Source organism: Paracoccus sp. P2, from assembly GCF_046335115.1.
GTDB lineage: Bacteria > Pseudomonadota > Alphaproteobacteria > Rhodobacterales > Rhodobacteraceae > Paracoccus > Paracoccus pantotrophus.
The window spans coordinates 179,453-199,785 of record NZ_JBGOSN010000002.1 but is presented as its reverse complement, the minus strand read 5'-3'; the positions used below and the strand labels follow the sequence as shown (position 1 = coordinate 199,785).

The window sequence follows — 20,333 nt, the reverse complement described above, 5'->3', positions numbered from 1 at the left end:
CCAAGGAGGACGCGATGCGTTTCGACAGCGAGTTCGACTTCATCGTCTCGGGCGCCGGTTCGGCAGGCTGCGCGGTGGCCGGGCGGCTGGCGGAATCGGGGAAATACCGTGTCCTGCTGCTGGAGGCGGGCCCCCGCGACAGCGCCTTCTGGATCAAGGTGCCGATGGGCTATCCCATGCTGTTCACCAATCCCAAGGTGAACTGGATGTTCGAATCCGAGCCCGAGCCGGAACTGAACGGGCGGCCGATGTACAACCCGCGCGGCAAGGTTCTGGGCGGCACCAGTTCGATCAACGGCATGCTGTATATCCGCGGCCATCCGACCGATTACGACACCTGGGCGCAGCTGGGCAATCCCGGCTGGAGCTGGCAGGAGGTGCTGCCCTGGTTCAAGAAGGCCGAGGACCAGGCCCGCGGCCCCGACGCCTATCACGGCACCGGCGGGCCGCTGGCCGTCTCGGACCAGCCCGACCCGTCGCCGGTGGCGCTGGCGATCATCGAGGCCGCGAAACAGGCCGGCATCCCCGCAAACCCCGATTTCAACGGCGCCCGGCAAGAGGGGGCGGGGCTGTTCCAGACCACCACGCGCAACCGGCGGCGCTGCAACTCGGCCCGCGCTTATCTCTCGGCGGCGGGCCGCAACCTGCGCGTCGATACCGGCGCCCATGCCACCCGGCTGCTGTTCCAGGGCCGCAGGGCCGTCGGCATCGAATACCGCCAAGGCGGGCGCATCCTGCGCGCGCGGGCGCGGCATGGGGTGGTGGTCTGCGGCGGGGCCTTCGGCTCGCCCCAGCTCTTGCAGCTTTCGGGGATCGGGCCGGCCGATCATCTGCGCGGGCACGGCATCGAGGTGCTGCACGACCTGCCCGGCGTCGGCGCCAACCTGCGCGACCATTTCTATTGCTCGCTAATCTTTCGCTGCCGCGAGCCGGTGACGATCAACGAACTGGCGCGCAGCCCGCTGCGCAAGGCCATCGCCGGGGCGCAATATGTGCTGGCCCGGCGCGGGCCGCTGGCCGCGAACGGCATCTTTGCCGGCATCTTTACCCGCACGGACGAGACCAGGGACCGGCCCAATCTGCAGATCAACACCAATATCTGGTCGGTCGCCTCGCGCGACAGGCGGGGAATGCGGGTCCACGACTTTCCCGGCTTCACCATGAGCCCGGTGCATCTGGACCCGGTGGCGACCGGCGAGGTGCGGCTGCGCTCGGCCGACCCCTTTGCCGATCCGGTGATCCGGCACAATTTCTTTCGCGACGAGCTGGACCGGATGGCCATGGCCAATGCCGTCCGCATCACGCGCCACATCGCCGGCCAGCCGGCGCTGGCCCGCTATATGGCCGAGGAGATCCGCCCCGGCCCCGAACTGCGGACCCAGGCCGAGATCATCGACTGGCTGCGCGGCAACGGCATCGCGAACCTGCATCCCGTGGGCTCCTGCGCCATGCTGCCCCTGGCCGCGGGCGGCGTCGTCGATCACCGGCTGCGCGTGCATGGCATCGCCGGGCTGTATGTGGCGGATGCCTCGATCATGCCGCGGCTGCCGGCCGGGAACACCAACGCGCCCTCGATCATGATCGGCGAGAGATGCGCCGCCATGGTCCTGGAGGACATGGCCCAGGGCGTCGCACCGGGGATGAAGGGAGCAGCGTGATGGACAGGGATTACGACGTCATCGTGGTGGGCGCCGGCGGGGCCGGGCTTGCGGCGGCGCATATGGCGGCCCGGGCCGGCGCCCGCGTGCTGGTGGTCGAGGCGGGCGACAAGGCGGGCGGCTCGACCGCGCTGTCGGGGGGCGTGTTCTATGCGGCGGGCACCTCGCTCCAGCGCCGGGCGGGGATCGAGGACACGCCCGAGGCGCTTTACCGCTATTACCTGCATATCAACCAATACAAGCTCGACCCGGCGCTGGTCCGGCGGCTGTGCCATGACGCGACGCCGGCCTTCGAATGGCTGGTCGGGCTGGGCGTCGATTTCCCCGAGGAGAACCTGTATTGCTCGGGCGTGGACAAGATCCGGCGCGGCCATCGCGCCCGCGGCCACGGCGCCGAGATCGCCGAGGTGCTGGAGGGCTCGCTGAGCGGCCTTGCCGTGGACATGGCGCTGCGCAGCCGGGTGCAGGAGCTGCTGGTCGAGGACGGCCGCGTCGCCGGCATCCTGGTCGAGGGCGACCGGGTGACGGCGGGGGCGGTGGTGCTGGCCACCGGCGGCTTCGGCGCCAACCGGCAGTTGCTGGCCGAGCTTTACCCCACCGCTGCGGCGCAGGGCGAGCTGTCCTGGTATATCGGCTCGGCCCATTCCCAGGGCGACGGCATCCGCATCGGCCGCCGCCTGGGCGCCGGCATCACCCGGCCCGACCGCGGCCTGCTGCTGATGACGCCGGGCTGGGAAAAGGAGCTGGAGACCTATCTGCCGCCCTGGCTGATCCATGTCACGCATGAGGGGCGCCGCTTCGTCGACGAATCCTGCGAATATTCCATCCTGTCCGAACTGCTGAACGAACAGACCGCGCGCGAATGCTTCGCGATCTTCGACGAGGCGGCGCGGCGCGAGGCCCGCTCGGCCACCGCCCCGAACTGGTCCGCCGACCGGCTGGCGCATTTCGCCGCCCGCGGGCAGATCGCGCAGGCCGACAGGCTGGAGGATCTGGCGGCGCAGCTTGGCATCGACGCGGCGACGCTGGCCACCACCGTCGCCGCCGCCAACCGCGCTGCCGAAACCGGGCGGGACGCGCATTTCTTCAAGCCGGCCGAGCATCTGAAGCCGATTGCGACCCCGCCCTTCTATGGCGCGCGCATCCGGCCGGCCATCGTCTGCTGGACCGGCACCGGGCTGCGGATCGACCCCGAGGCGCGGGTGCTGGACCAGGCCGACCGGCCGATTGCCGGCCTTTACGCCGCCGGAGAGACGACGGGCGGCATGTTCGGCCCCTGCTATGCCGGCGGCGGCGCCTCGATCGGCAATGCCATCGTCTTCGGCCGGGTGGCGGGCAGCAATGCGGCGGCCGAGGTGCGGCCGTGATCCTGGGCATCCACCACGCCGCCATCTCGACCCCGGACCTGGACCGGGCGCTGGATTTCTATTGCAACCTGCTCGGCTTCACCGTCGCCTCGCGCATGGAGTGGGGGCCGGGCACGGCGCTGCCCGACACGATCATGGGCCTCGGCGGATCGGCGGCGCGGCAGGCCAAGCTGCGCGCCGGCAACTGCTTCCTGGAGCTTTTCGAGTTTTCCAGCCCCGTTCCCAGCCGCCCCGAGCGCGGCATCCAGGACCACGGCATCACCCATCTTTGCCTGCATGTCCGCGACCTTGCGGCCGAGGTCGCCCGGCTCGAGGCGGCGGGCATCCGCTTTCGCTCGGTCCCGCAGCGCCGGCCGACGCATGTCTCGGTCTATGGCCACGATCCCGATGGCAATGTGCTGGAACTGCTGGAGGTGATGGATGACGGCCACCCCTTTTCCTTCGCCACGCTGGGGCCGGGCCGGGACGAGCGGCCGTAGCGCCGCCGCGGCGCGGATCGCGGCAACCACCAAGGAGGAAAAGCAATGAGCCGCCATTACGGAACCCTGTTCCAGCACGGATATGTGGTTCCCGATGCCGATGCCGCCGCCCATGACTGGGCCGGGCGCATGGGGGTCGGGCCCTTCTTCGTCTATCCGGTGCCGATCCCGTTTCAGGTGCTGAAGATCTGGGGCGAGCCGGTCTCGGCCCAGGTCCACAAGCGGGTGCTGATGGGCTATACCGGCCCGGTGCAGATCGAATTGATCGAGCCGACCGATGCAGCCTCGCCCTATCGCGATTTTCTGGAACGGCGCGGCGCCGGGCTTCAGCATTTCGGCTTTCTCTGCGACGATTTCGAGGCGCAGCTGGCAGCGGCCGAGGCGCGCGGCATGATCCGCGCCATCGAGGGGCATCAGGCGCTGTCGCGCATGTGCTATCTGTGCGACCCCGCCGATCCCGATGCGCCGATGATCGAACTGGTCGATCTGAAACCCGAGCGGCGGCAGATGTTCGACCGCATGCGCCTGCCCTCGGTCGGCTGGGACGGGCGCGACGTGATCCGCGATCTCTAGAAAGGTGCGAGCATGGACTATCGCAAGCTGGGCCGTTCGGGCCTGACCGTCTCGGCGGTCGGGCTGGGCTGCAACAATTTCAACTGGACCACGGACGAGGCGCAATCGCGCCGGGTGGTCGATGCGGCGCTGGATGCCGGGATCACCTTTTTCGACACCGCCAATATCTATGGCCGTTCCGGAGGGTCCGAGGAGTTCCTGGGCCGCGCCCTGGGCCCGCGGCGCGGCAAGGCCGTGGTGGCGACCAAGTTCGGCATGGAAATGGCCGATGGCAGCCGCGGCGCCGACCGCTCCTATCTCATCCGCTGCGTCGAGGACAGCCTGCGCCGGCTGGGCACCGACTGGATCGACCTGTACCAGCTGCATGAATCGGACCCGACCACCCCCATCGAGGAAACGCTCGATGCGCTGGACCGGCTGATCGCGCAGGGCAAGGTCCGCTATATCGGCACCTCGAACATGGCGGATTGGGAAATCGCCCATGCCCACCATCTGGCGCGGGAACTGGGCGTGCAGCATTTCATCTCGCTCCAGGCGGAATATTCGCTGATCCGGCGCGGGGCCGAGGCGACGACGATCCCCTGCCTGAAGGCGCTGGGAATGGGGCTTTTGCCCTATTTCCCGCTGGCCTCGGGGCTGCTGACCGGGAAATACCGCGGCGGCGATCCGGGCGAGGGGCGTTTCGGCAAGATCGCGCGGCTGGCCGACCGTTACCTGACGCCCGAGAACCTGGCCCGCGTGGACCGCATCGCCGATTGGTGCGACCGCAACGGGCTGGTCCTGACCGAGGTCGCCTTTGCCTGGCTGCTTTCGAAGCCCGTCGTGGCCTCGGTCATGGCCGGGGCGACCAAGCCCGAACAGGTGATGGCGAACGCAAAGGCCGCCGAGTTGCGGCTGAACGAAACCCAGATCGGCGAGTTGGAGGCGCTGCTGCAAGATGAATGACCAGATGGACAAGGTCGCCGTGATCACCGGCGCGGGCTCGGGCCTGGGCGCGGCGACCGCGCGGCGCTTTCACCGCGACGGCTGGAGGCTGGTCCTGGGCGACCTGCGACCCGAGGGCGTGCAGGCCCTGGCCCAGGAGCTTGGCGCGACCGCCCTGGCCTGCGACGTGGCGGATGAGCATCAGGTCGAGGCGCTGGTGCAGACGGCGCTGGACCGGCATGGCCGGCTGGATTGCATGATCAACAATGCCGGCATCCTGGGCGCCATCGGCCCGATCGGAGAGACCGCCGCGCGCGATTTCAACCGCGTGCTGGAGGTCATGGTCAGCGGTGTTTTCCATGGCACCAAGCATGCCGCGAACGCCATGGGCGATCAGGGCGGGGCGATCCTGAACACCGCCAGCCTGGCCGGGGTCGGGGCCTGGGCCAACCATTCCTATACCACCGCCAAGCACGCGGTGGTGGGTCTGACGCGCTCGAGCGCGGTGGAACTGGCGCCGCGCGCGATCCGGGTGAATGCGCTGGCGCCGGGCAACGTGGTGACGGGCATGACCAGCAGCCTCAGCGGCGGCGAGCAGGCGGCCTATGACCGGGCCCTGGCACGCAATCCCATCCCCTATGTCTGCACGGCCGAGGATATTGCCGATGCCTTCGCCTATCTGGCCGGCACCTCGGCCCGCGGCATCACCGGGCAGGTGCTGGTGATCGACAGCGGGCTTGACGTCGCGGTGGTCCCGCCCGCCTATCACCAGGCGCCGGGGCGTTTCGTGGAATGAAGCAGGGCGCCGCGGCCGCTCAGGCCGTGGCCTCCTGCACCATGGCCTCGACCGCCTCGCGGATGATCTTGCCGCTGGTGCTGCGCGGGAACTGTTCGACCGGGACGAAGACCACCCCCTTGGGGCGCTTGTAGCCAGCGAGGCTGGCGCGGCACAGCGCGATCACCCCGGCCTCGTCCAGGCTGTCGTCGCAGCGCGCCACCACCGCCACCGGCACCTCGCCCCAATGCGGATCGGGGCGGCGCACCACGATGGCGTCGGCGACGCGCGGATCGGCCAGGATCACCCGCTCGATCTCGGCCGGATAGATGTTCTCGCCCCCGGACTTGATGAGATATTTCGAGCGCCCGGCAAATTCATAGCCCGCGGGCGTGCGGCGGAACAGGTCGCCCATGTGGAACCAGCCGCCGCTGAAAGTCTCGCGGTTGACCTGGTCGGCATTCCAGTAGCCGCTGAACAGCGTCGGGCCCCTGACCCAGGCTTCGCCGGTCTCGCCCTCGGCCACGTCGCGGCCGTCCGGGCCGACAAGGCGCAGCTCGGTCAGCACGCTGAGCTTCTTGGCAAGGCTGCGCGGCATCTCTCCGGGCCGGATCAGGTCGCCGGAGAGCGGCGGCATCCCGGTCTCGGTCGCGCCGAAGGAGTTGAGATAGGGCGCGTCCAAAAGCCGCGTCACCTCGTCGATGACCGCGGCCGGCGTCATGTCGGCCATGGCGCCGACCACGCGCACGCCCTTGATCCGGGGCCGGCGCGTCCGCAGCCGGGCCAGCAGCAGCTCGGTGGTGGCGGGCACGGTCATCAGCCAGCCGATGCGCTGCTGCTCCAGCGTGTCGATGATCCGGTCGGCGTCGAACCCGTCCATCACGGTGACGGCGCCGCCGATCAGCAGGGTCGAGAACAGATGCTCGGTGCCGCCCATGTGGAACATCGGCGCCCACGAGATATAGCCGTCCTCGCGCGCCAGTCCCAGGTCCAGCCGAAAGGCGCACATGCGCGCGATCTGTGCCCGCTGGCTGATGACGGCGGCCTTGGGCCGGCCGGTGGTGCCGGAGGTATAGATGATGATGAACCCGTCCTCGGGTCGGGCCTGATCCGGGGCCTCGCCCGCGCATCCCAGGCTGCGCAGATCCAGGGCCTGGCGGTCGGGGCAGGCGGCGCGGGCCAGGTCGCGGTGGCGGGCCGAGCAAAGCACCAGCCGCGGCTGCACCAGCTCGATGCACCAGGCCAGTTCCGGCGCGACCAGCCGCCAGTTCAGGCAGGCAACCATCGCCCCCAGCTTGGCGCAGGCCAGCTGCGTCAGGCCGTATTCGATGCAGTTCTCGGACAGGATGGCCACGCGGTCGCCCCGCGTCACGCCCCGCGCCGCCAGGTCAGCGGCGATGCAGTCGGCGGCGGCGATCATGTCCGCATAGCTCAGCACCCGGCCGCCCTCGATCAGCGCCGGCGCCTCGGGCCGGTCATGGGCGCGCCCGGCGATCAGGCGCCAGACCGTCGTGCCGCTGGCCGTCAGGATATCCGACATCAGTCATGCTCCTTGAAGGTGAACTGGACCCGCAGGACCGGCGCGGCGCGCCCCTCGGCGTAAAGTGTGCCGCCGGGCCCGGGGGCCAGGGCGACGGCAAGCCGGTCGCCCTCGAAGACGTTGCCGGCGAAGAAGGCGGCGATCTCGGCGAACTCGGCCTGCGGATGGGCGGCCATGGCGGCGCTGATGACATAGGCCAGGTTGGCCGGGCCGGGATTGACGCGCCGGGGGCCGAAGCCCGCCGCCTCGGCGGCCTCGCGCCGCAGGTGGATGGCGTTGTCGTCGCGCAGAAGAGCGCACCATTGCGCCATCTCGGGGCCGCTGACCGGGCCGAAGCGCCAGCCGGCGCCGTTCTGTCTGTCAGCCATCATCCACCGCCGGAGTAATCATCTTGAATTGCAGCAGGCTGGCCGGGCCGGCCTGGTCCGACAGCGTGATGGCCAGCGCCAGATGGTCGGCCCGGCCAAAGCGGCGGCTGGGCTTGCGCGTCAGGTCCAGAACCTCGACCGTGGCGTCATAGGCTTGGCCGACCCGCAACCGGCCGGGAAAGGACAGCCGGCATTCGCCCAGCACCGGCCCGGCATCGAAGGCCAGCCCCAGGTCGCGGCTGAAATCGCCGATGGGCGACGGCATCGCTGCCAGTCCGCCCAGATAGGCGTGGATCGGATGCGCCAGGTCGCCCTGCCGCGGCGGGGCGGCGCAAAGCGCGCGCACCCGGTCGTCCAGCGCCGCGGTCAGGTCGTATCGCCTGCCGGGGATGGGGCGCTGGCCTGCCATCAGCGGCCGATGCGCGCGAAGCGGCGCTCGATCTCGGGGCCGATGCGGTCGAAATAGGTGGTGTCGGCCAGCGCGTGCATCGCCATGACCTTGAAGAGCGCGCGGGCGTTCATCACCGGCCGGTCGCCGACGCTGCATCGCATCTGGGCAAAGACCAGGTTGCGGGTCTTGCGTGTCACCTCGATGTCGCCGCGCACCCAGTCGCCGGGATGGACGATGGACAGGAAGTCGATGTTCATCGAGATCGTGGGCACTACGGCTGCCTCGTAGCCGACCAGATGCTGCACGCCGTAAGCCTGCATGTCGGTAAAGGCCGCCAGTGCCGCGCCGTGGCAATAGTGCGAGGGGTTCAGGTGGCGTTCCGTGCAGCGAAAGCCCACCGCGAATTGCCCCGGCCCGTCGCGCGTCGCATGCACGGGGCCGAAGGTGTCGCAGAATCCGCCGGGCGAAGGCAGCTCGATCCAGCCTTCGGGGGCGGGCGGGTTGCTTTCCGGGGCCTTGAAAGGGTGGAACGCGTCAAGGGTCATCAGCGGATCCCAATCTTGCTGCGCGGCATATTTATACACATAATATAAAAATATATAATGAATACCGTGTCAATGTGTGCAATAATGGTTTTGTCGCTATAAGGGAGAGACAAGTTGACCGATCTGGAAATCCGGCTGGACCGCCTGGAATCGCGTGCCGAGATCCTGGCGCTGATTTCGCATTACTGCAAAGCCTGCGACGACCGCGACGTGCCCCTGTTGCGGTCGCTGTTTCGCGAGGAGTCCTGGGTGCGCTCCGCCGACGGGCGCATGAAGGGCGAGGGGCTCGAGGGCATCATGCAGATGTATCGCAAGCGCTTCGAGGTGCTGGGCCTGTCCGTCCACTGGACCCATGACACGGTCATCAATTTCGATCCCGCCGACCCCGACCGCGCCACCGGCGAGGTGTTCTGCCATGCCGAGGCGGTGCGCAACCAGCAGGTGCTGGTCGGCTCGCTGCGCTACGAGGACGAATACCGCCGCCGCGACGGGAAATGGTATTTCGCCTCGCGGCTGCTGAAGTTCCTGTATTACGTGCCGGCGCAGAGCTATGCCGAGGCGCTGGCCTCGCCCTTGCGCCAGCGCGGATACGAGGTGCCGATGCCCGGCGACTATCCCGAATCGCTGCCCAGCTGGACCGGCTGGGTGCAGCATTACCAGCCCGAGGAACAGCAGGCGTGATCCTGGGGGTTCATCACGCGGCGATCTCGACCCATGACATCGAAAGGCTGATCGGCTTCTATACCGAGGTGCTGGGGTTCGAACTGGTCCACCGCCAGTCCTGGACCGCCGATGCCGAAGCCCAGAACGCGCTGCTGGGCGCCAGCGGCTCGGCCGCCCAACTGGCGATGCTGCGGCACCGGAACTGCTATCTGGAGCTGTTCCAGTTCGAGTCGCCGGCCCCGGAGCGGCGCGGCCCGCATCAGCGCCTGTTCGGGGCCGGGCTGACGCATCTTTGCCTGGCGGTGCAGGATCTGGACGCCGAATACGAACGGCTGCGGCAGAAGGGCGTGGTATTCCATTCCTCGCCCCTGCCGCGGCCGACCTTCAACGCGGTCTATGGCCATGACCCGGACGGCAATGTCGTGGAGCTGCTTGAGCTTTACGATGCGTCCCATCCCTTCGCGGCGCATTGGCCGGTCCCCGAATAGGAAAAGGCCCCCGAAAAGGGGGCCTTCGCCGCGCCGGGAGGCCGGGTCACATCACCAGCGCCATCGGCGTCTCGATCCGGGCCTTCAGGGTGGAGAGGAACCGCGCGGCGACCGCGCCGTCGATGCCGCGGTGATCGGCCGAAAGCGTCAGAGTCGCGACGCTGGCGAAGCGCAGCCCGCCCTCGGCGGTCTCGCGCGCCTCGCGCCGGGGGGCGCCCACCGCCAGGATCGCGCCCTGGGGCGGGTTGATGATCGCGTCGAAGCTGCGCACGCCATACATGCCCAGGTTGGACAGGGTGAAGGTGCCGCCGCGCAGATCCTCGGCGGTCAGGCTGCGGTCGCGGGCGGCGGCGATCAGCCGGCCCGCCTCGGCCGCGATCTCGGTCAGGGATCGCTGCGCGGCATTGCGGATTACCGGCGTCACCAGCCCGGCGTCGATGGCCACGGCGACGCACAGGTCGACCTGGTCGAAGCGGGTGATGCCGCTGTCCGAGACGTGGATGTTCACCTCGGGATGGGCGGCCAGGGCCAGGGCGGCGGCGCGCAACAGGAAGTCGTTGACCGAGATCTTCGCCCCTTCGCGCCCGCTGTTGAACTGGCCGCGCAGGGCCATCAGCGCGTCCATCTCGACATCCATGGCGGTGTAGAAATGCGGCACGGTCTGCTTGGAATGGCGCAGCGCATTGGCGATGGATTTGCGCATCCCGGTAAAGGGCTGCTCGCCCCCCTGCGCCGCGGCTGCCGGGGTCACAGCCGGCGCGGCGGGGATCGCAGCCGCCGGCGGCGACCACAGGCCGGCCGCCTGCACCGCCGCCTGCACATCGGCCAGCGAGATGCGGCCGCGGTAGCCGCTGGGTTTCAGCCCGGTCAGGTCGAAGCCAAGCGCATTGGCGAAATTCACCGCGACCGGGCTGGCATGGGCGCCCGTATTCCGCCTTGCCGCTTCGTCGGGGGCAAGCGCGGCAGGGCGCGACGGCAGATCGGCCTTTTTGATCTTGCCGCCCTGGCCCGAGCCCTGGACCCCGGCCAGGTCGATGCCGTCCTGTTCGGCGATGCGGCGCGCCAAGGGGGAGGCCTTCGGCGCGGCGCCGGCATCCGCAGGAGCATCGGCGGCGGGGGAGGGTTCGGGCCCTGCGGATTCCGCCCGTCCCTCGTCCTTGGGTTCGAACGAGGCATCGACGGGCACGTAGGAGGCGATGAATTCGGCCAGCTCGGCCTCGCTGGCATCGGCCTCGGCCAGCACGGCGATCAGCGCGCCGACCGGGGCGGTTTCGCCCTCGGGCACCAGGATGCGGCGCAGGGTGCCGCCCCTGTCGGTGTCCAGCGTGTTGACGATCTTGTCGGTCTCGATGTCGACCAGCTCGGTGCCCGGCTCGACGCTGTCGCCCTCGGCGACGATCCAGCGCGAGATCTGGCCCTCGGACATTTCAAGGCCCCATTTCGGCAGGGTGACGGGATGGATCCGGGCCATGCTCACTCTCCTTTCACGGCTTTGCGGATGGCCGCTTCGATCCGGTCGGGACCGGGAACATACATGCGCTCCAATTCGCGGGCGAAGGGCACCGGCGTATGTGGCGCCGTGACCCGCACCACCGGCGTACGCAGCGAGGCAAAGCCCTTTTCGGCCGCGATGGCGGCGATTTCCGAGGCGATCGAGCAGACCGGGTTGGATTCGTCCACGACCACCAGCCGCCCGGTCAGCGACAGGCTTTCCAGGATCATCTCTTCGTCGATGGGCGAGGTGGAGCGCAGGTCGATCAGATCGACGGTGATCCCGTCCCCGGCCAGCTTGGCCGCCGCCTTTGCGGCAAAGGAGACCATGCGGCCCAGCGTGACCACGGTCGCGTCCTTGCCCGATTGCACCAGGCTTGCGCCATGCAGCGGTGCCACATATTCGCCGTCCGGCACCTCGCCCTTGCTGGAATAAAGCGCCTTGTGTTCCAGAAAGATCACCGGGTCGTCGTCGCGGATCGCCGCGGCCAGCATGCCCTTGGCATCGGCCGGGTTCGACGGCACCACCACCTTCAGCCCCGGCACGGCCGACAGCATGGAATAGATGGTCTGGCTGTGCTGGGCAGCGGCGTTCATGCCGGCGCCCATGGACATGCGCACGACGATGGGCGCCTTGGCCTTGCCGCCGAACATATAGCGGAACTTGGCCATCTGGTTATAGATTTGGTCCATGGCGACGCCGACGAAATCGGCGAACATCAGCTCGGCCACCGGGCGCATGCCGGCCAGCGCCGCACCATTGGCCAGGCCGATGATGGCGCTTTCCGAGATCGGCGTGTCGATGACGCGCTTGTCGCCGAATTCGCCCATCAGCCCCTTGGTCACGCCGAAGATGCCCCCGGCCGCATCGCGGCTGCCCGACGACCCGCCGGCACCGCCCGACACGTCCTCGCCGATGACGATGACGCCGGGATCGCGGCGCATCTCCTGAAACAGCGCCTCGTTCAGCGCCTCTCGCATGGTTTTCACGGTCATGATGCGGTCCTAGTAATCGGCATAGACGTCAGAGAGCATGATCTCGGCCCCCGGTGCCGGCGCCTTGCGGGCCGAGGCCACGCAATCCTCGATGAAGGCCGCGATCTCGGCGTCGATGGCATCGAGCTCGCCGGCCTCGATCAGCTTGGCCTCGGTGACTTTCCGGCGGAAACGCAGCAGGGCGTCCCGGGTCTCGCGCAGGGTCTTGACCTCGTCCTTGGCGCGGTAGTTCTGGGGATCGCCCTCGAAATGGCCGAAATAGCGCGTCGCCTCGGCGATCAGGGCGCAGGGGCCCTTGCCGGCGCGCACATGCTCCAGCGCATCCGCCATCGCCTGGTGGACCGAGAAATAGTCGAACCCATCCGCCTCGAAGACCGGCAGGCCGAAGCCCCGCGTCCGCCCGGCCAGGTCCGAGCCGATGCCATAGCCTTCGCCGGTATGTTCGGAATAGCCGTTCAGTTCGAAGACGAAGATCTTGGGCAGCTTCAGCACGACGGCCATGTTCATCGCCTCGAAGACCGTGCCCTGGTTCGACGAGCCGCCGCCGCCGAAGGATACCGCCACGCTGCCGTCGCCGCGCGCCTGGCAGGCCAGGGCCGCGCCGACCGCGATGGGCGGCCCGCCGCCGACGATGCCGTTCGCGCCCAGCATGCCCTTGTCGATGTCGGCGATATGCATCGAGCCGCCGCGGCCCTTGCACAGCCCGTCGGCGCGGCCATAGATTTCGTGCATCATCAGCCGCGGGTCGCAACCCTTGGCGATGCAATGGCCATGCCCGCGATGGGTCGAGCTGATATAGTCGCGGTCGGTCAGATGCTCGCAGATGCCGACGGCGATCGCCTCTTGTCCCGCATACAGATGCGTGAAGCCGGCGATTTCGCCGCTGCGATTCTCGATATGCAGTCTTTCCTCGAAGTCCCGGATCATCCGCATCTGCCGATAGGCCTTCAGGATGTCGGTGCGGCTTTGTTGCATGGCCCTCTCCCGCTCGTCTTGCACCCGGAAACTGGTCGATTCTTGCGCGCGTGTCAATTTATATATGTTCAAAGCATAGGTCATATGTATACTAGATAAGCATTAAATGTATTTTTGGAGGAGAGGATGGATTTCCGGCTGACCGAGATCCAGCGTGACCTGCAAGAGGCGGCGCGCAAGTTCGCCCGCAGCGAGCTGGTGGATCTTGCCCGCGAGCTTGAGGAGAAGGCAGAGCCAGTCCCGCATGAATGGGTCAGGCGCTATGCCGAGCTGGGTTTCCTTGGCATCAACGTGGCCGAGGAATATGGCGGCATGGGGCTGGGCAATCTTGAGGCGCTGCTGGTCGTCGAGGAGTTCGCCAAGATCAGTTCCGCCGTGGCGTTTCCGGTCTTCGAATCCTGCGTCGGCCCGGTGCGCGCCATCGAGCATTTCGCGCCCGAAAGCCTGAAGGCACGCGTGATCCCCGCCGTTTGCCGCGGCGAAAAGGTGGTCGCCATCGGCATGTCCGAACCCGATGCCGGCTCGGCGCTGACCGACCTGAAGACCCGCGCCCGCATCGAATCGGACAGGGTCGTGCTGAACGGCTCGAAGCGCTGGTGTTCCGGCGGCGGCCATGCCGAGGGCTATCTGGTCTATGCCCGTTTCGACGACAGGCCGGGCGCGGGCTCGATCGGTGCGGTCTATGTGGAAAAGGGCATGCCCGGCTTCAGCTTCGGCCCGCAGGAGCGGCTGATGGGGTTCCGCGGCGTGCCGTCGAGCGACCTGTTCTTCGACAATGTCGAGCTGCCGCTGGAGCATGTCGTCGTGCCCGGCGGCGGCTTCAAGCGGCTGATGGAAGCCTTCGACCTGGAACGCTGCGGCAATGCCACCATGTCGCTGGGCCAGGCCTCCGGCGCGCTCGAGGACGTGCTGGACTATGTGCAGGAGCGCCACCAGTTCGGCCGGCCGCTGGTCGATTTCCAGGCGGTGCAGATCAAGCTGGCCGAGATGCGGTTGCGCGTCGATGCGGCGCGGCTGCTGATCCATCGCGCGGCGCAGAACGCCCAGGACGGGATGCCCTCGATCCTGGACAGCTCGCTGGCGAAATGCTTTGCCAACGAGATCTCGCGCGAAGTGACCGGCAATGCCGTGCAGCTGATGGGCGGTTACGGCTATTCCAAGGAATATCCGATGGAGCGCCGGCTGCGCGATTCCTGGGGCTGGGGCATCGCCGGCGGCGCGGTGGACATCCAGAAGGTGAACATCACCGCCGCCATGGTCGGGCGCCGTTTCAACCAGCGCCGTGCCTGATCCAGGTGCCGGGCCGGGTTGACCGGCCCGGCGTTTCCCCCGAAATCTGGCGGCAAGAAGGAAAGGGCAGGGAATGATCCCGAGAGGATTGGGCGCCGATGCCGAGGAATTCGTCGATGTCGGCGCGGTCATGCAGGTGCCAAGTGCCGGCCCCTGGTTCGTCACCGCCGGCGGGCGCGAGGTGATCCTGTGCCGCCGCGACGGCGAGATCGTCGCCTTTTCCGGCAATTGCACGCATAACTTCGCCCGCCTGTCCGAGGGCGAGGTCGAAGGCAATGTGGTGATCTGTCCCAAGCACGGCGCCCGGTTCGACTGCTCGACCGGCAAGGCGCTGTCCTCGCTTTGCAGCGACCTGCCCAGGGTCGAGGTCAGGATTTCCGGCCGCCGCGTGCTGGTGCGGCGCGGCTGACGGCCGCGCCCTTCACAGCCGATAGCGCCGCAGCGCCCGTTTCAGCAGATGCGCGCGGGCGATGGGATCCAGCCCCTGTTTCTCAAGCCGCAGCATCGGCACCTCGACATCCAGCGGCAGGCCGGGATCGGTGGCGTCCAGCAGGGCTTGCAGCGGCAGCTCGCCCTCGCCCGGTATCGCGCGATCCTCGACCGCCTCGCGAAAGGCGTCCTCGGGCGCGGCCAGCATCGCGTCGCAGAATTGCAGCGCACCGATGGTGTCGGCGAGGGGGGCAAGCTGGGCCGGGCTGCCGCCGGTGCGCGCCAGGTGCAGCGGATCGACCAGCAGGCTCAGGTTCGCATGGCCGTTCTGGCGCACGAAATCCGCCGCCTCGCCCACCCTGGGCAACGAGGAAAACGCCATGAACTCGATGGACAGGGCGATGCCGCGCGCGGCAGCCGCGTCGCAGGTCTGCGACAGCCGGTCCGAGGCGCGGGCCAGGTCGCGGTCATAGATCAGCACGGTGGCGCGCCGCGCCCCGATCTCGGCGGCATGGTCCAGCACCGGCAGGTAGCCGGCGGGATCGGTGCGGCCGGAAAAGGGCAGGGCCTCGATATTGTGGACCTGCACGCCGTCCGCCTGTAGCGCCTGCACGAAGGCCCGTGTCGGGGGGCCGGGCAGCAGCCGCGGAAAGATGTCGAGCTGCGGCGCCGGCGGGTGCAGGAACACCGTGACGAAGGGAAAGCCCGTCGCCCCGGCGGTCTGGACCAGCGCCACCGGGTCGGTGTCGCGCAGGCTGAGCTGGTGCAGGGTCAGGATGCGTTCGGCCATGTCCGCTCAGGCGCCCAGATAGCTTTCGATCACCCGCTGGTCGCGCATCAGCATCTCCGATGCGCCCTCCATCACGATCCGGCCGCGATCCAGCACATAGGCCCTCTGCGTGCATTCCAGCGCGCGATAGGCGTTCTGCTCGACCAGCAGGATGGTCAGCCCCTCGCGGTTGAGCCGCGTCAGCGCGTCAAAGACCTGGTCGCTCATCAATGGCGACAGGCCCAGCGACGGCTCGTCCAGAAGCAGGATCTCGGGCGCCCCCATCAGCGCCCGGCCGATGGCCAGCATCTGCTGCTGGCCGCCCGACAGCGTGCCGGCGATCTGATCGGCACGCTCCTCCAGGATCGGGAAGAGCGCGTAGACCTGGTCCAGACTGTATCGCGCCGGCCGCTGGCCCAGGGCCAGCATGCCCAGTTGCAGGTTTTCCCAGACCGACATGTCGGCCAGCACCTGCCGCCCCTCGGGGACATGCAGCAGGCCCTGGCGCGAGACCTGGAAGGCGGCCATGCGGCCCAGATCCTTGCCGTCGAAGACGACCTGCCCCGCTTGCGGCACCACGGTCCGGCTCAGCGCGTTCAGAAGCGTCGATTTCCCCGCCCCGTTCGAGCCGACCAGCGCCACCATCTCGCCGCGGTTCACATGCAGGCTGACATCGCGCAGCGCCTGGATGCCCTTGTAGGAGACGCTCAGATTCCTGACTTCAAGCAGCATCGGCCTTGCCTCCGATATAGGCCTCGATGACCTTTGGATCGCGGGTGACGGTTTCGGGCGGCCCCTCGGCGATCATGCGGCCGGAATCCAGCACATAGACCTGGCTGCACAGGCGCGAGACGAAGGCCACGTTATGCTCGATCAGCAACAGCCCCATGCCCGAGCGGGCCAGATCCTCGAAGATCTCGGCCATTTCGGCGGATTCGACCTCGTTCATGCCGGCCACCGGTTCGTCCAGCATGACGATGCGCGGCGCCGCGGCGATCGAGCGGGCCATCTCGACCCGGCGCTGGTGGCCATAGGGCAGGCTGCCCGCCTCGTAATCGGCATATTTCTGGATGCCGAAGCGGTCCAGCAGCTCCCAGGCCTGCTCGCGCAGGCGGCGGGTCTCGGCCAGGGCGACGGGCAGGCCCATCAGGCTGGCCATGACGCCGCTCTGCTGCTTGCGGAAATAGCCGATGACGACATTGTCGAGGACGCTTTCCTCGGGCAGCAGGCGGATGTTCTGGAAGGTGCGGGCGATGCCGCGGCGGGCGACCTCGTCCACATGCAGCCGGGTAAGCTGCTGGTCGTCCAGGTAGACCTCGCCCCTGGTCAGGCTGTAGACGCCCGAGATCATGTTGACGACGGTGCTTTTGCCGGCGCCGTTCGGGCCGATCAGCCCGGTGATCCGGCCGGCGGGGACGGTCATGTTGATGCCGTCGACGGCCTTCAGCCCGCCGAAATACTTGCAGGCGTTCTCAATCCGCAGCGACGACATCGGCCCCCTCCTTCCGCTTGGACATGGTTTTGGGCGCGCGGCGCAGGCGGCGGCGCAGCCAGTAGACCAGCTCATCGCCCACGCCGTTCGGCAGGAAGGTGATGACCAGAATCAGGATCACCCCGTTCAGGATGCCGCGGTTCTCGGCCAGCGGGCGCGCCAGTTCGGGCAGGATCGCCATGATCAGCGCCCCGGCGATGGGGCCCAGGAGCGTGTTGCGCCCGCCCAGCACCACCACGGTCAGGCTGGCCACCATGGCGTGAAAGCCGAAATCCACCGGCTCGATGTTGAAGACGTAAAGCGAACGCAGCGCCCCGAAGACCGCGCCGATCAGCCCCGACAACACGAAGGCCAGCGCGTAATAGGACTTGATCGGCACGCCAAGCGAGGCGGCGACGGAATCGTCCTGGCGCAGCGCGTTGAACACCCGGCCGACCGAGGTGCGGTTGATCGACCAGATCACGTAGATCGTGACCAGCACCGCCAGCAGCAGCCAGCCGGTATTCATCACCCGCGGGATGCCCGAGATGCCGATGGCGCCGCCGGTGAAGCTTTCGAAATACAAGAGCAGCGCGATCACCACCTGCACGAAGGCCAGCGTGGCGATGGCCTGGAAGGCGCCGCGCAACCGCGCCAGCGGCACCGACAGCACATAGCTGACCGCCATGCCCACCACGGCCGAGACCAGGATGGCCGCCGGCACCGGGACGCCGTATCGCGTCACCAGGATCGCCGTGGCATAGGCGCCAAGCGCCGAGAAACCCGCGGTGGCGATCGAGAACACGCCCGCGCGCAGCGCCAGCTGCTGGCTGTAGCCCAGCCCGACCGCGATCAGGAAGAAGTCGATGAGCGGCTGATAGGAATAGTAAAAGGACATCATCTGCGGCTTCCTCCTGCATAGTTGCCGGCGCGTCCGAACAGGCCGTTCGGAAAGAACAGCAGCGTGACGAACAGCAGCGCGAAGATGATCGCGGTGGACAGTTCGCTGGACAGATAGGCGATGGTCAGCGACTGGATGATCCCGATCAGGATGGCCGCGACCACCGCGCCCTGAAGCGAGCCGAGCCCGCCGATCACCACCACGACGAAGGCTTGCAGCAGGAAGGGCTCGCCCATCATGAAGTGGATCGAGTTGAAGGACAGCCCGATCAGCACCCCGGCCAGCCCCGCCAGCGCCCCGGCGATGAAGAAGGTCTGGCGATAGACCGCGCTGGCCGAGATGCCCAGCAGCGCCGAGGCATGCTCGTTGCTGGACACCGCGCGCACCTGGCGGCCGAAGCTGGTGCGGTTGATGTAATAGGCCAGGGCCAGCACCAGGACCAGAACCAGCCCCAGGATGGTCAGCTGCAACAGCGAGATGCGCATCCCCCAGAAGCTGAAGAACTTGACCGGGAAGGTGCCGAAGGGAAAGCTCAGCACCTTGGTGTTCGAGACCTGCTGGGCGATGTTCATCAGGATCAGGTCCACCCCGATCGAGGTGACGATGGCGGCGAATTCGGCATGGCCCGCCTTGCGCAATTGCCGGAAGGCCACGAAATCCACCACGACCGAGATCGCCCCGGTCGCGACGGTCACCAGCAGCAGCGCGAACCAGAAGGGCAGCCCCTGCGCGGTCGCGTAATAGGCGATGAAGGCGCCGGCCATGAAGATCGCGCCATGGGCGAGGTTCAGCAGTTTCTGCACGCCGAAGATCAGCGTGAAGCCAAGCGCGAACAGGGCATAGATCGCGCCGGACACCGTTCCATTGAGTATCTGTTGCAGTAGCATCCCGGTGGTCCGTCCAAAAGGGTTGCGGCCAGGGCGCCCGGCGCCCCGGCCCATGGCGCGCGGGCGTTCAGCGCGGAGCCTGGACGAAGGCGCCGTCCTGCACGGTCAGCACGTTCATGCCGACATGCGGAAAGCGTTTCTCGTCCAGCGTATAGCTGCCCTGGCCGGCGGCCACGCGGACCTCGCTGGTCTTGCCCAGCTGGTCGCGCAACGCCTCGCGCGTGGGTTCGGGCATGGATTTCAGCGCGTTGGCCATCACCAGCATTCCGCCATAGCCGACGGCGTTCCAGTTGTCGGCCTCGTGGCCGAATTTCTCGCTGAACTCGGTGGCGAAGGCTCTGGTGAAATCGTCATAGCCGCCCGGCACCCAGTCGGCGATGAAGGTGACCCCCTCGACGCCCGCGCCGCCGCGGTTCAAGAACTCGGGCGAGGCGAAGGCATTGTGGCCGAAGACCGGCGTCGCCGGGTCCAGCCCGGCCTGGCGCAGCTGGACGATGATGTTCGCCCCCTGCGAGGCCGAGGCCGAGACGAAGACGCAATCCTGCTGCGAGGTGGCGATCTTGGTCGCGACCGACGAGAAGTCGGAATCGGTGCCGCCGACCTGCTCGACGGTGGTGATCCTGACGCCCTTGTCCGCCATCAGCTTCTCGAACTGCTTTTGCAGCGCGACATAGGCCTCGATGTCGCGGATGCCGATGACGGCGCATTCCTTCACGCCTTTCACATCGGCCGCGTAATCCACCAGATAGGGGATGGTGATTTCCGGCGGCTGGGTCAGGATGAACGACCAGGGCCCCTGGTCCAGCACCTCGGGCGTGTTCGTCGTGGTGACGACCGGCACCTTGTATTGGTTGCCCGAGGACGCGCCGGCGATGGCGACCGCGCCGCTGGTCGGACCCAGAATGCCCAGGATCGAGGGATCGTTGGCATAGCGCGCGATCAGCGACATGGTCTGCGTGCGGTCGGTCGCGTCATCGGCATAGGTGACCTTGAGCGTGTTGCCCTCGCCCAGCAGGCCCTGCTCGTTGATCTGCTGCTCGGCCAGGCGCATGCCGTCGGCGACGGCGGTGCCGATGAAGGCGGCGGGACCGGTCAGGGCTTGCAGGACCACCACGTGATATTCGTCGGATTGGGCGGCCATGGCGGGCAGCAACGCCATTGCGGCGCAGGTGGCGAACAGATTGGACAGTTTCACGACGGTTTCCTCCCCAGGAATGTGAACGGCGGGTTGACCTGACGGTCGCCCGGTATCGGATCGCGTTCCTTCGCGATCCGTGACGGATTCTCGGCTTCCTCCACAATACTATGTATATCATAGATGGATATAAAAATATTGTAGATCGAAGTAAAAAT

Annotated in this window: 23 protein-coding genes; 10 read left to right on the top strand and 13 right to left on the bottom strand. The window is 67.8% G+C overall.

Annotated features, from left to right (window positions below):
* Positions 1-14 precede the first annotated feature (14 nt).
* From ACDP63_RS02140 to ACDP63_RS02115, 6 genes are read left to right on the top strand one after another with little or no spacing between them, the layout of a single operon-like run.
* On the top strand, positions 15-1,658 hold the full coding sequence (locus ACDP63_RS02140) for a GMC family oxidoreductase (RefSeq protein ID WP_024844812.1): 1,644 nt from the start codon (positions 15-17) through the stop codon (positions 1,656-1,658).
* Positions 1,658-3,025 carry an FAD-dependent oxidoreductase gene (locus tag ACDP63_RS02135; RefSeq protein ID WP_024844813.1) on the top strand — a complete coding sequence of 456 codons (1,368 nt, stop codon included), beginning with the start codon at positions 1,658-1,660 and terminating at the stop codon, positions 3,023-3,025. Before ACDP63_RS02140 ends, ACDP63_RS02135 begins: the two co-directional genes overlap by 1 nt.
* Entirely contained in the window at positions 3,022-3,504 is a 483-nt protein-coding gene (locus ACDP63_RS02130) for a VOC family protein (RefSeq protein WP_024844814.1), read from the top strand. The genes ACDP63_RS02135 and ACDP63_RS02130 overlap by 4 nt, the downstream gene beginning before the upstream one ends.
* Positions 3,505-3,549: 45 nt before the next feature.
* Entirely contained in the window at positions 3,550-4,077 is a 528-nt protein-coding gene (locus ACDP63_RS02125) for a VOC family protein (RefSeq protein WP_024844815.1), read from the top strand.
* A 12-nt stretch (positions 4,078-4,089) separates the two neighbouring features.
* Complete coding sequence (locus ACDP63_RS02120) at positions 4,090-5,022, top strand: aldo/keto reductase (protein ID WP_409927661.1); 933 nt, start codon at positions 4,090-4,092, stop codon at positions 5,020-5,022.
* A gap of 4 nt (positions 5,023-5,026) precedes the next feature.
* The gene (locus tag ACDP63_RS02115) at positions 5,027-5,797 is read left to right on the top strand and encodes an SDR family NAD(P)-dependent oxidoreductase (protein ID WP_051481116.1); all 771 of its coding nucleotides are present in this window, start codon (positions 5,027-5,029) and stop codon (positions 5,795-5,797) included.
* A 19-nt stretch (positions 5,798-5,816) separates the two neighbouring features.
* Here ACDP63_RS02115 and ACDP63_RS02110 read toward each other — a convergent pair whose 3' ends face one another.
* From ACDP63_RS02110 to ACDP63_RS02095, 4 genes are read right to left on the bottom strand one after another with little or no spacing between them, the layout of a single operon-like run.
* A complete protein-coding gene (locus tag ACDP63_RS02110; protein WP_036747711.1) occupies positions 5,817-7,316 on the bottom strand; it encodes a class I adenylate-forming enzyme family protein in 1,500 nt (499 codons plus the stop codon).
* Positions 7,316-7,684, bottom strand: coding sequence for a MaoC/PaaZ C-terminal domain-containing protein (locus ACDP63_RS02105; protein WP_024844819.1), 369 nt, complete (start codon positions 7,682-7,684; stop codon positions 7,316-7,318). Before ACDP63_RS02105 ends, ACDP63_RS02110 begins: the two co-directional genes overlap by 1 nt.
* Entirely contained in the window at positions 7,677-8,093 is a 417-nt protein-coding gene (locus ACDP63_RS02100) for a hypothetical protein (RefSeq protein WP_024844820.1), read from the bottom strand. The genes ACDP63_RS02105 and ACDP63_RS02100 overlap by 8 nt, the downstream gene beginning before the upstream one ends.
* The gene (locus ACDP63_RS02095) at positions 8,093-8,620 is read right to left on the bottom strand and encodes a PaaI family thioesterase (RefSeq protein WP_147429397.1); all 528 of its coding nucleotides are present in this window, start codon (positions 8,618-8,620) and stop codon (positions 8,093-8,095) included. The genes ACDP63_RS02100 and ACDP63_RS02095 overlap by 1 nt, the downstream gene beginning before the upstream one ends.
* A 114-nt stretch (positions 8,621-8,734) precedes the next feature.
* On the opposite strand from ACDP63_RS02095, the gene ACDP63_RS02090 reads away from it, so the two are divergent.
* Positions 8,735-9,301 carry a nuclear transport factor 2 family protein gene (locus ACDP63_RS02090; RefSeq protein ID WP_024844822.1) on the top strand — a complete coding sequence of 189 codons (567 nt, stop codon included), beginning with the start codon at positions 8,735-8,737 and terminating at the stop codon, positions 9,299-9,301.
* A complete protein-coding gene (locus ACDP63_RS02085; protein WP_024844823.1) occupies positions 9,298-9,771 on the top strand; it encodes a VOC family protein in 474 nt (157 codons plus the stop codon). The genes ACDP63_RS02090 and ACDP63_RS02085 overlap by 4 nt, the downstream gene beginning before the upstream one ends.
* A 46-nt stretch (positions 9,772-9,817) precedes the next feature.
* On the opposite strand, the gene ACDP63_RS02080 is transcribed toward ACDP63_RS02085, so the two are convergent.
* The 3 genes from ACDP63_RS02080 to ACDP63_RS02070 are packed head-to-tail and all read right to left on the bottom strand — an operon-like array spanning position 9,818 to position 13,233.
* The gene (locus ACDP63_RS02080; protein ID WP_409927660.1) at positions 9,818-11,242 is read right to left on the bottom strand and encodes a 2-oxo acid dehydrogenase subunit E2; all 1,425 of its coding nucleotides are present in this window, start codon (positions 11,240-11,242) and stop codon (positions 9,818-9,820) included.
* A gap of 2 nt (positions 11,243-11,244) precedes the next feature.
* On the bottom strand, positions 11,245-12,258 hold the full coding sequence (locus ACDP63_RS02075) for an alpha-ketoacid dehydrogenase subunit beta (protein ID WP_409927659.1): 1,014 nt from the start codon (positions 12,256-12,258) through the stop codon (positions 11,245-11,247).
* Positions 12,259-12,267: 9 nt separating this feature from the next.
* Positions 12,268-13,233, bottom strand: a complete 966-nt coding sequence (locus ACDP63_RS02070; protein ID WP_024844826.1) for a thiamine pyrophosphate-dependent dehydrogenase E1 component subunit alpha — start codon at positions 13,231-13,233, stop codon at positions 12,268-12,270.
* A gap of 126 nt (positions 13,234-13,359) precedes the next feature.
* On the opposite strand from ACDP63_RS02070, the gene ACDP63_RS02065 reads away from it, so the two are divergent.
* Complete coding sequence (locus ACDP63_RS02065; RefSeq protein WP_024844827.1) at positions 13,360-14,523, top strand: acyl-CoA dehydrogenase family protein; 1,164 nt, start codon at positions 13,360-13,362, stop codon at positions 14,521-14,523.
* Between the two features lie 73 nt (positions 14,524-14,596).
* The gene (locus ACDP63_RS02060; protein ID WP_036747715.1) at positions 14,597-14,932 is read left to right on the top strand and encodes a Rieske (2Fe-2S) protein; all 336 of its coding nucleotides are present in this window, start codon (positions 14,597-14,599) and stop codon (positions 14,930-14,932) included.
* 12 nt (positions 14,933-14,944) lie between these two features.
* Here ACDP63_RS02060 and ACDP63_RS02055 read toward each other — a convergent pair whose 3' ends face one another.
* The 6 genes from ACDP63_RS02055 to ACDP63_RS02030 form a co-directional block, all read right to left on the bottom strand.
* Complete coding sequence (locus ACDP63_RS02055) at positions 14,945-15,742, bottom strand: sugar phosphate isomerase/epimerase family protein (RefSeq protein ID WP_024844829.1); 798 nt, start codon at positions 15,740-15,742, stop codon at positions 14,945-14,947.
* Between the two features lie 6 nt (positions 15,743-15,748).
* Positions 15,749-16,453 carry an ABC transporter ATP-binding protein gene (locus tag ACDP63_RS02050; protein WP_036747717.1) on the bottom strand — a complete coding sequence of 235 codons (705 nt, stop codon included), beginning with the start codon at positions 16,451-16,453 and terminating at the stop codon, positions 15,749-15,751.
* A complete protein-coding gene (locus tag ACDP63_RS02045) occupies positions 16,443-17,213 on the bottom strand; it encodes an ABC transporter ATP-binding protein (RefSeq protein WP_024844831.1) in 771 nt (256 codons plus the stop codon). Before ACDP63_RS02045 ends, ACDP63_RS02050 begins: the two co-directional genes overlap by 11 nt.
* The gene (locus tag ACDP63_RS02040) at positions 17,194-18,093 is read right to left on the bottom strand and encodes a branched-chain amino acid ABC transporter permease (protein WP_024844832.1); all 900 of its coding nucleotides are present in this window, start codon (positions 18,091-18,093) and stop codon (positions 17,194-17,196) included. Before ACDP63_RS02040 ends, ACDP63_RS02045 begins: the two co-directional genes overlap by 20 nt.
* Complete coding sequence (locus tag ACDP63_RS02035) at positions 18,090-18,980, bottom strand: branched-chain amino acid ABC transporter permease (protein WP_409927658.1); 891 nt, start codon at positions 18,978-18,980, stop codon at positions 18,090-18,092. The genes ACDP63_RS02040 and ACDP63_RS02035 overlap by 4 nt, the downstream gene beginning before the upstream one ends.
* A gap of 67 nt (positions 18,981-19,047) precedes the next feature.
* A complete protein-coding gene (locus ACDP63_RS02030) occupies positions 19,048-20,175 on the bottom strand; it encodes an ABC transporter substrate-binding protein (RefSeq protein ID WP_409927657.1) in 1,128 nt (375 codons plus the stop codon).
* Positions 20,176-20,333 lie beyond the last annotated feature (158 nt).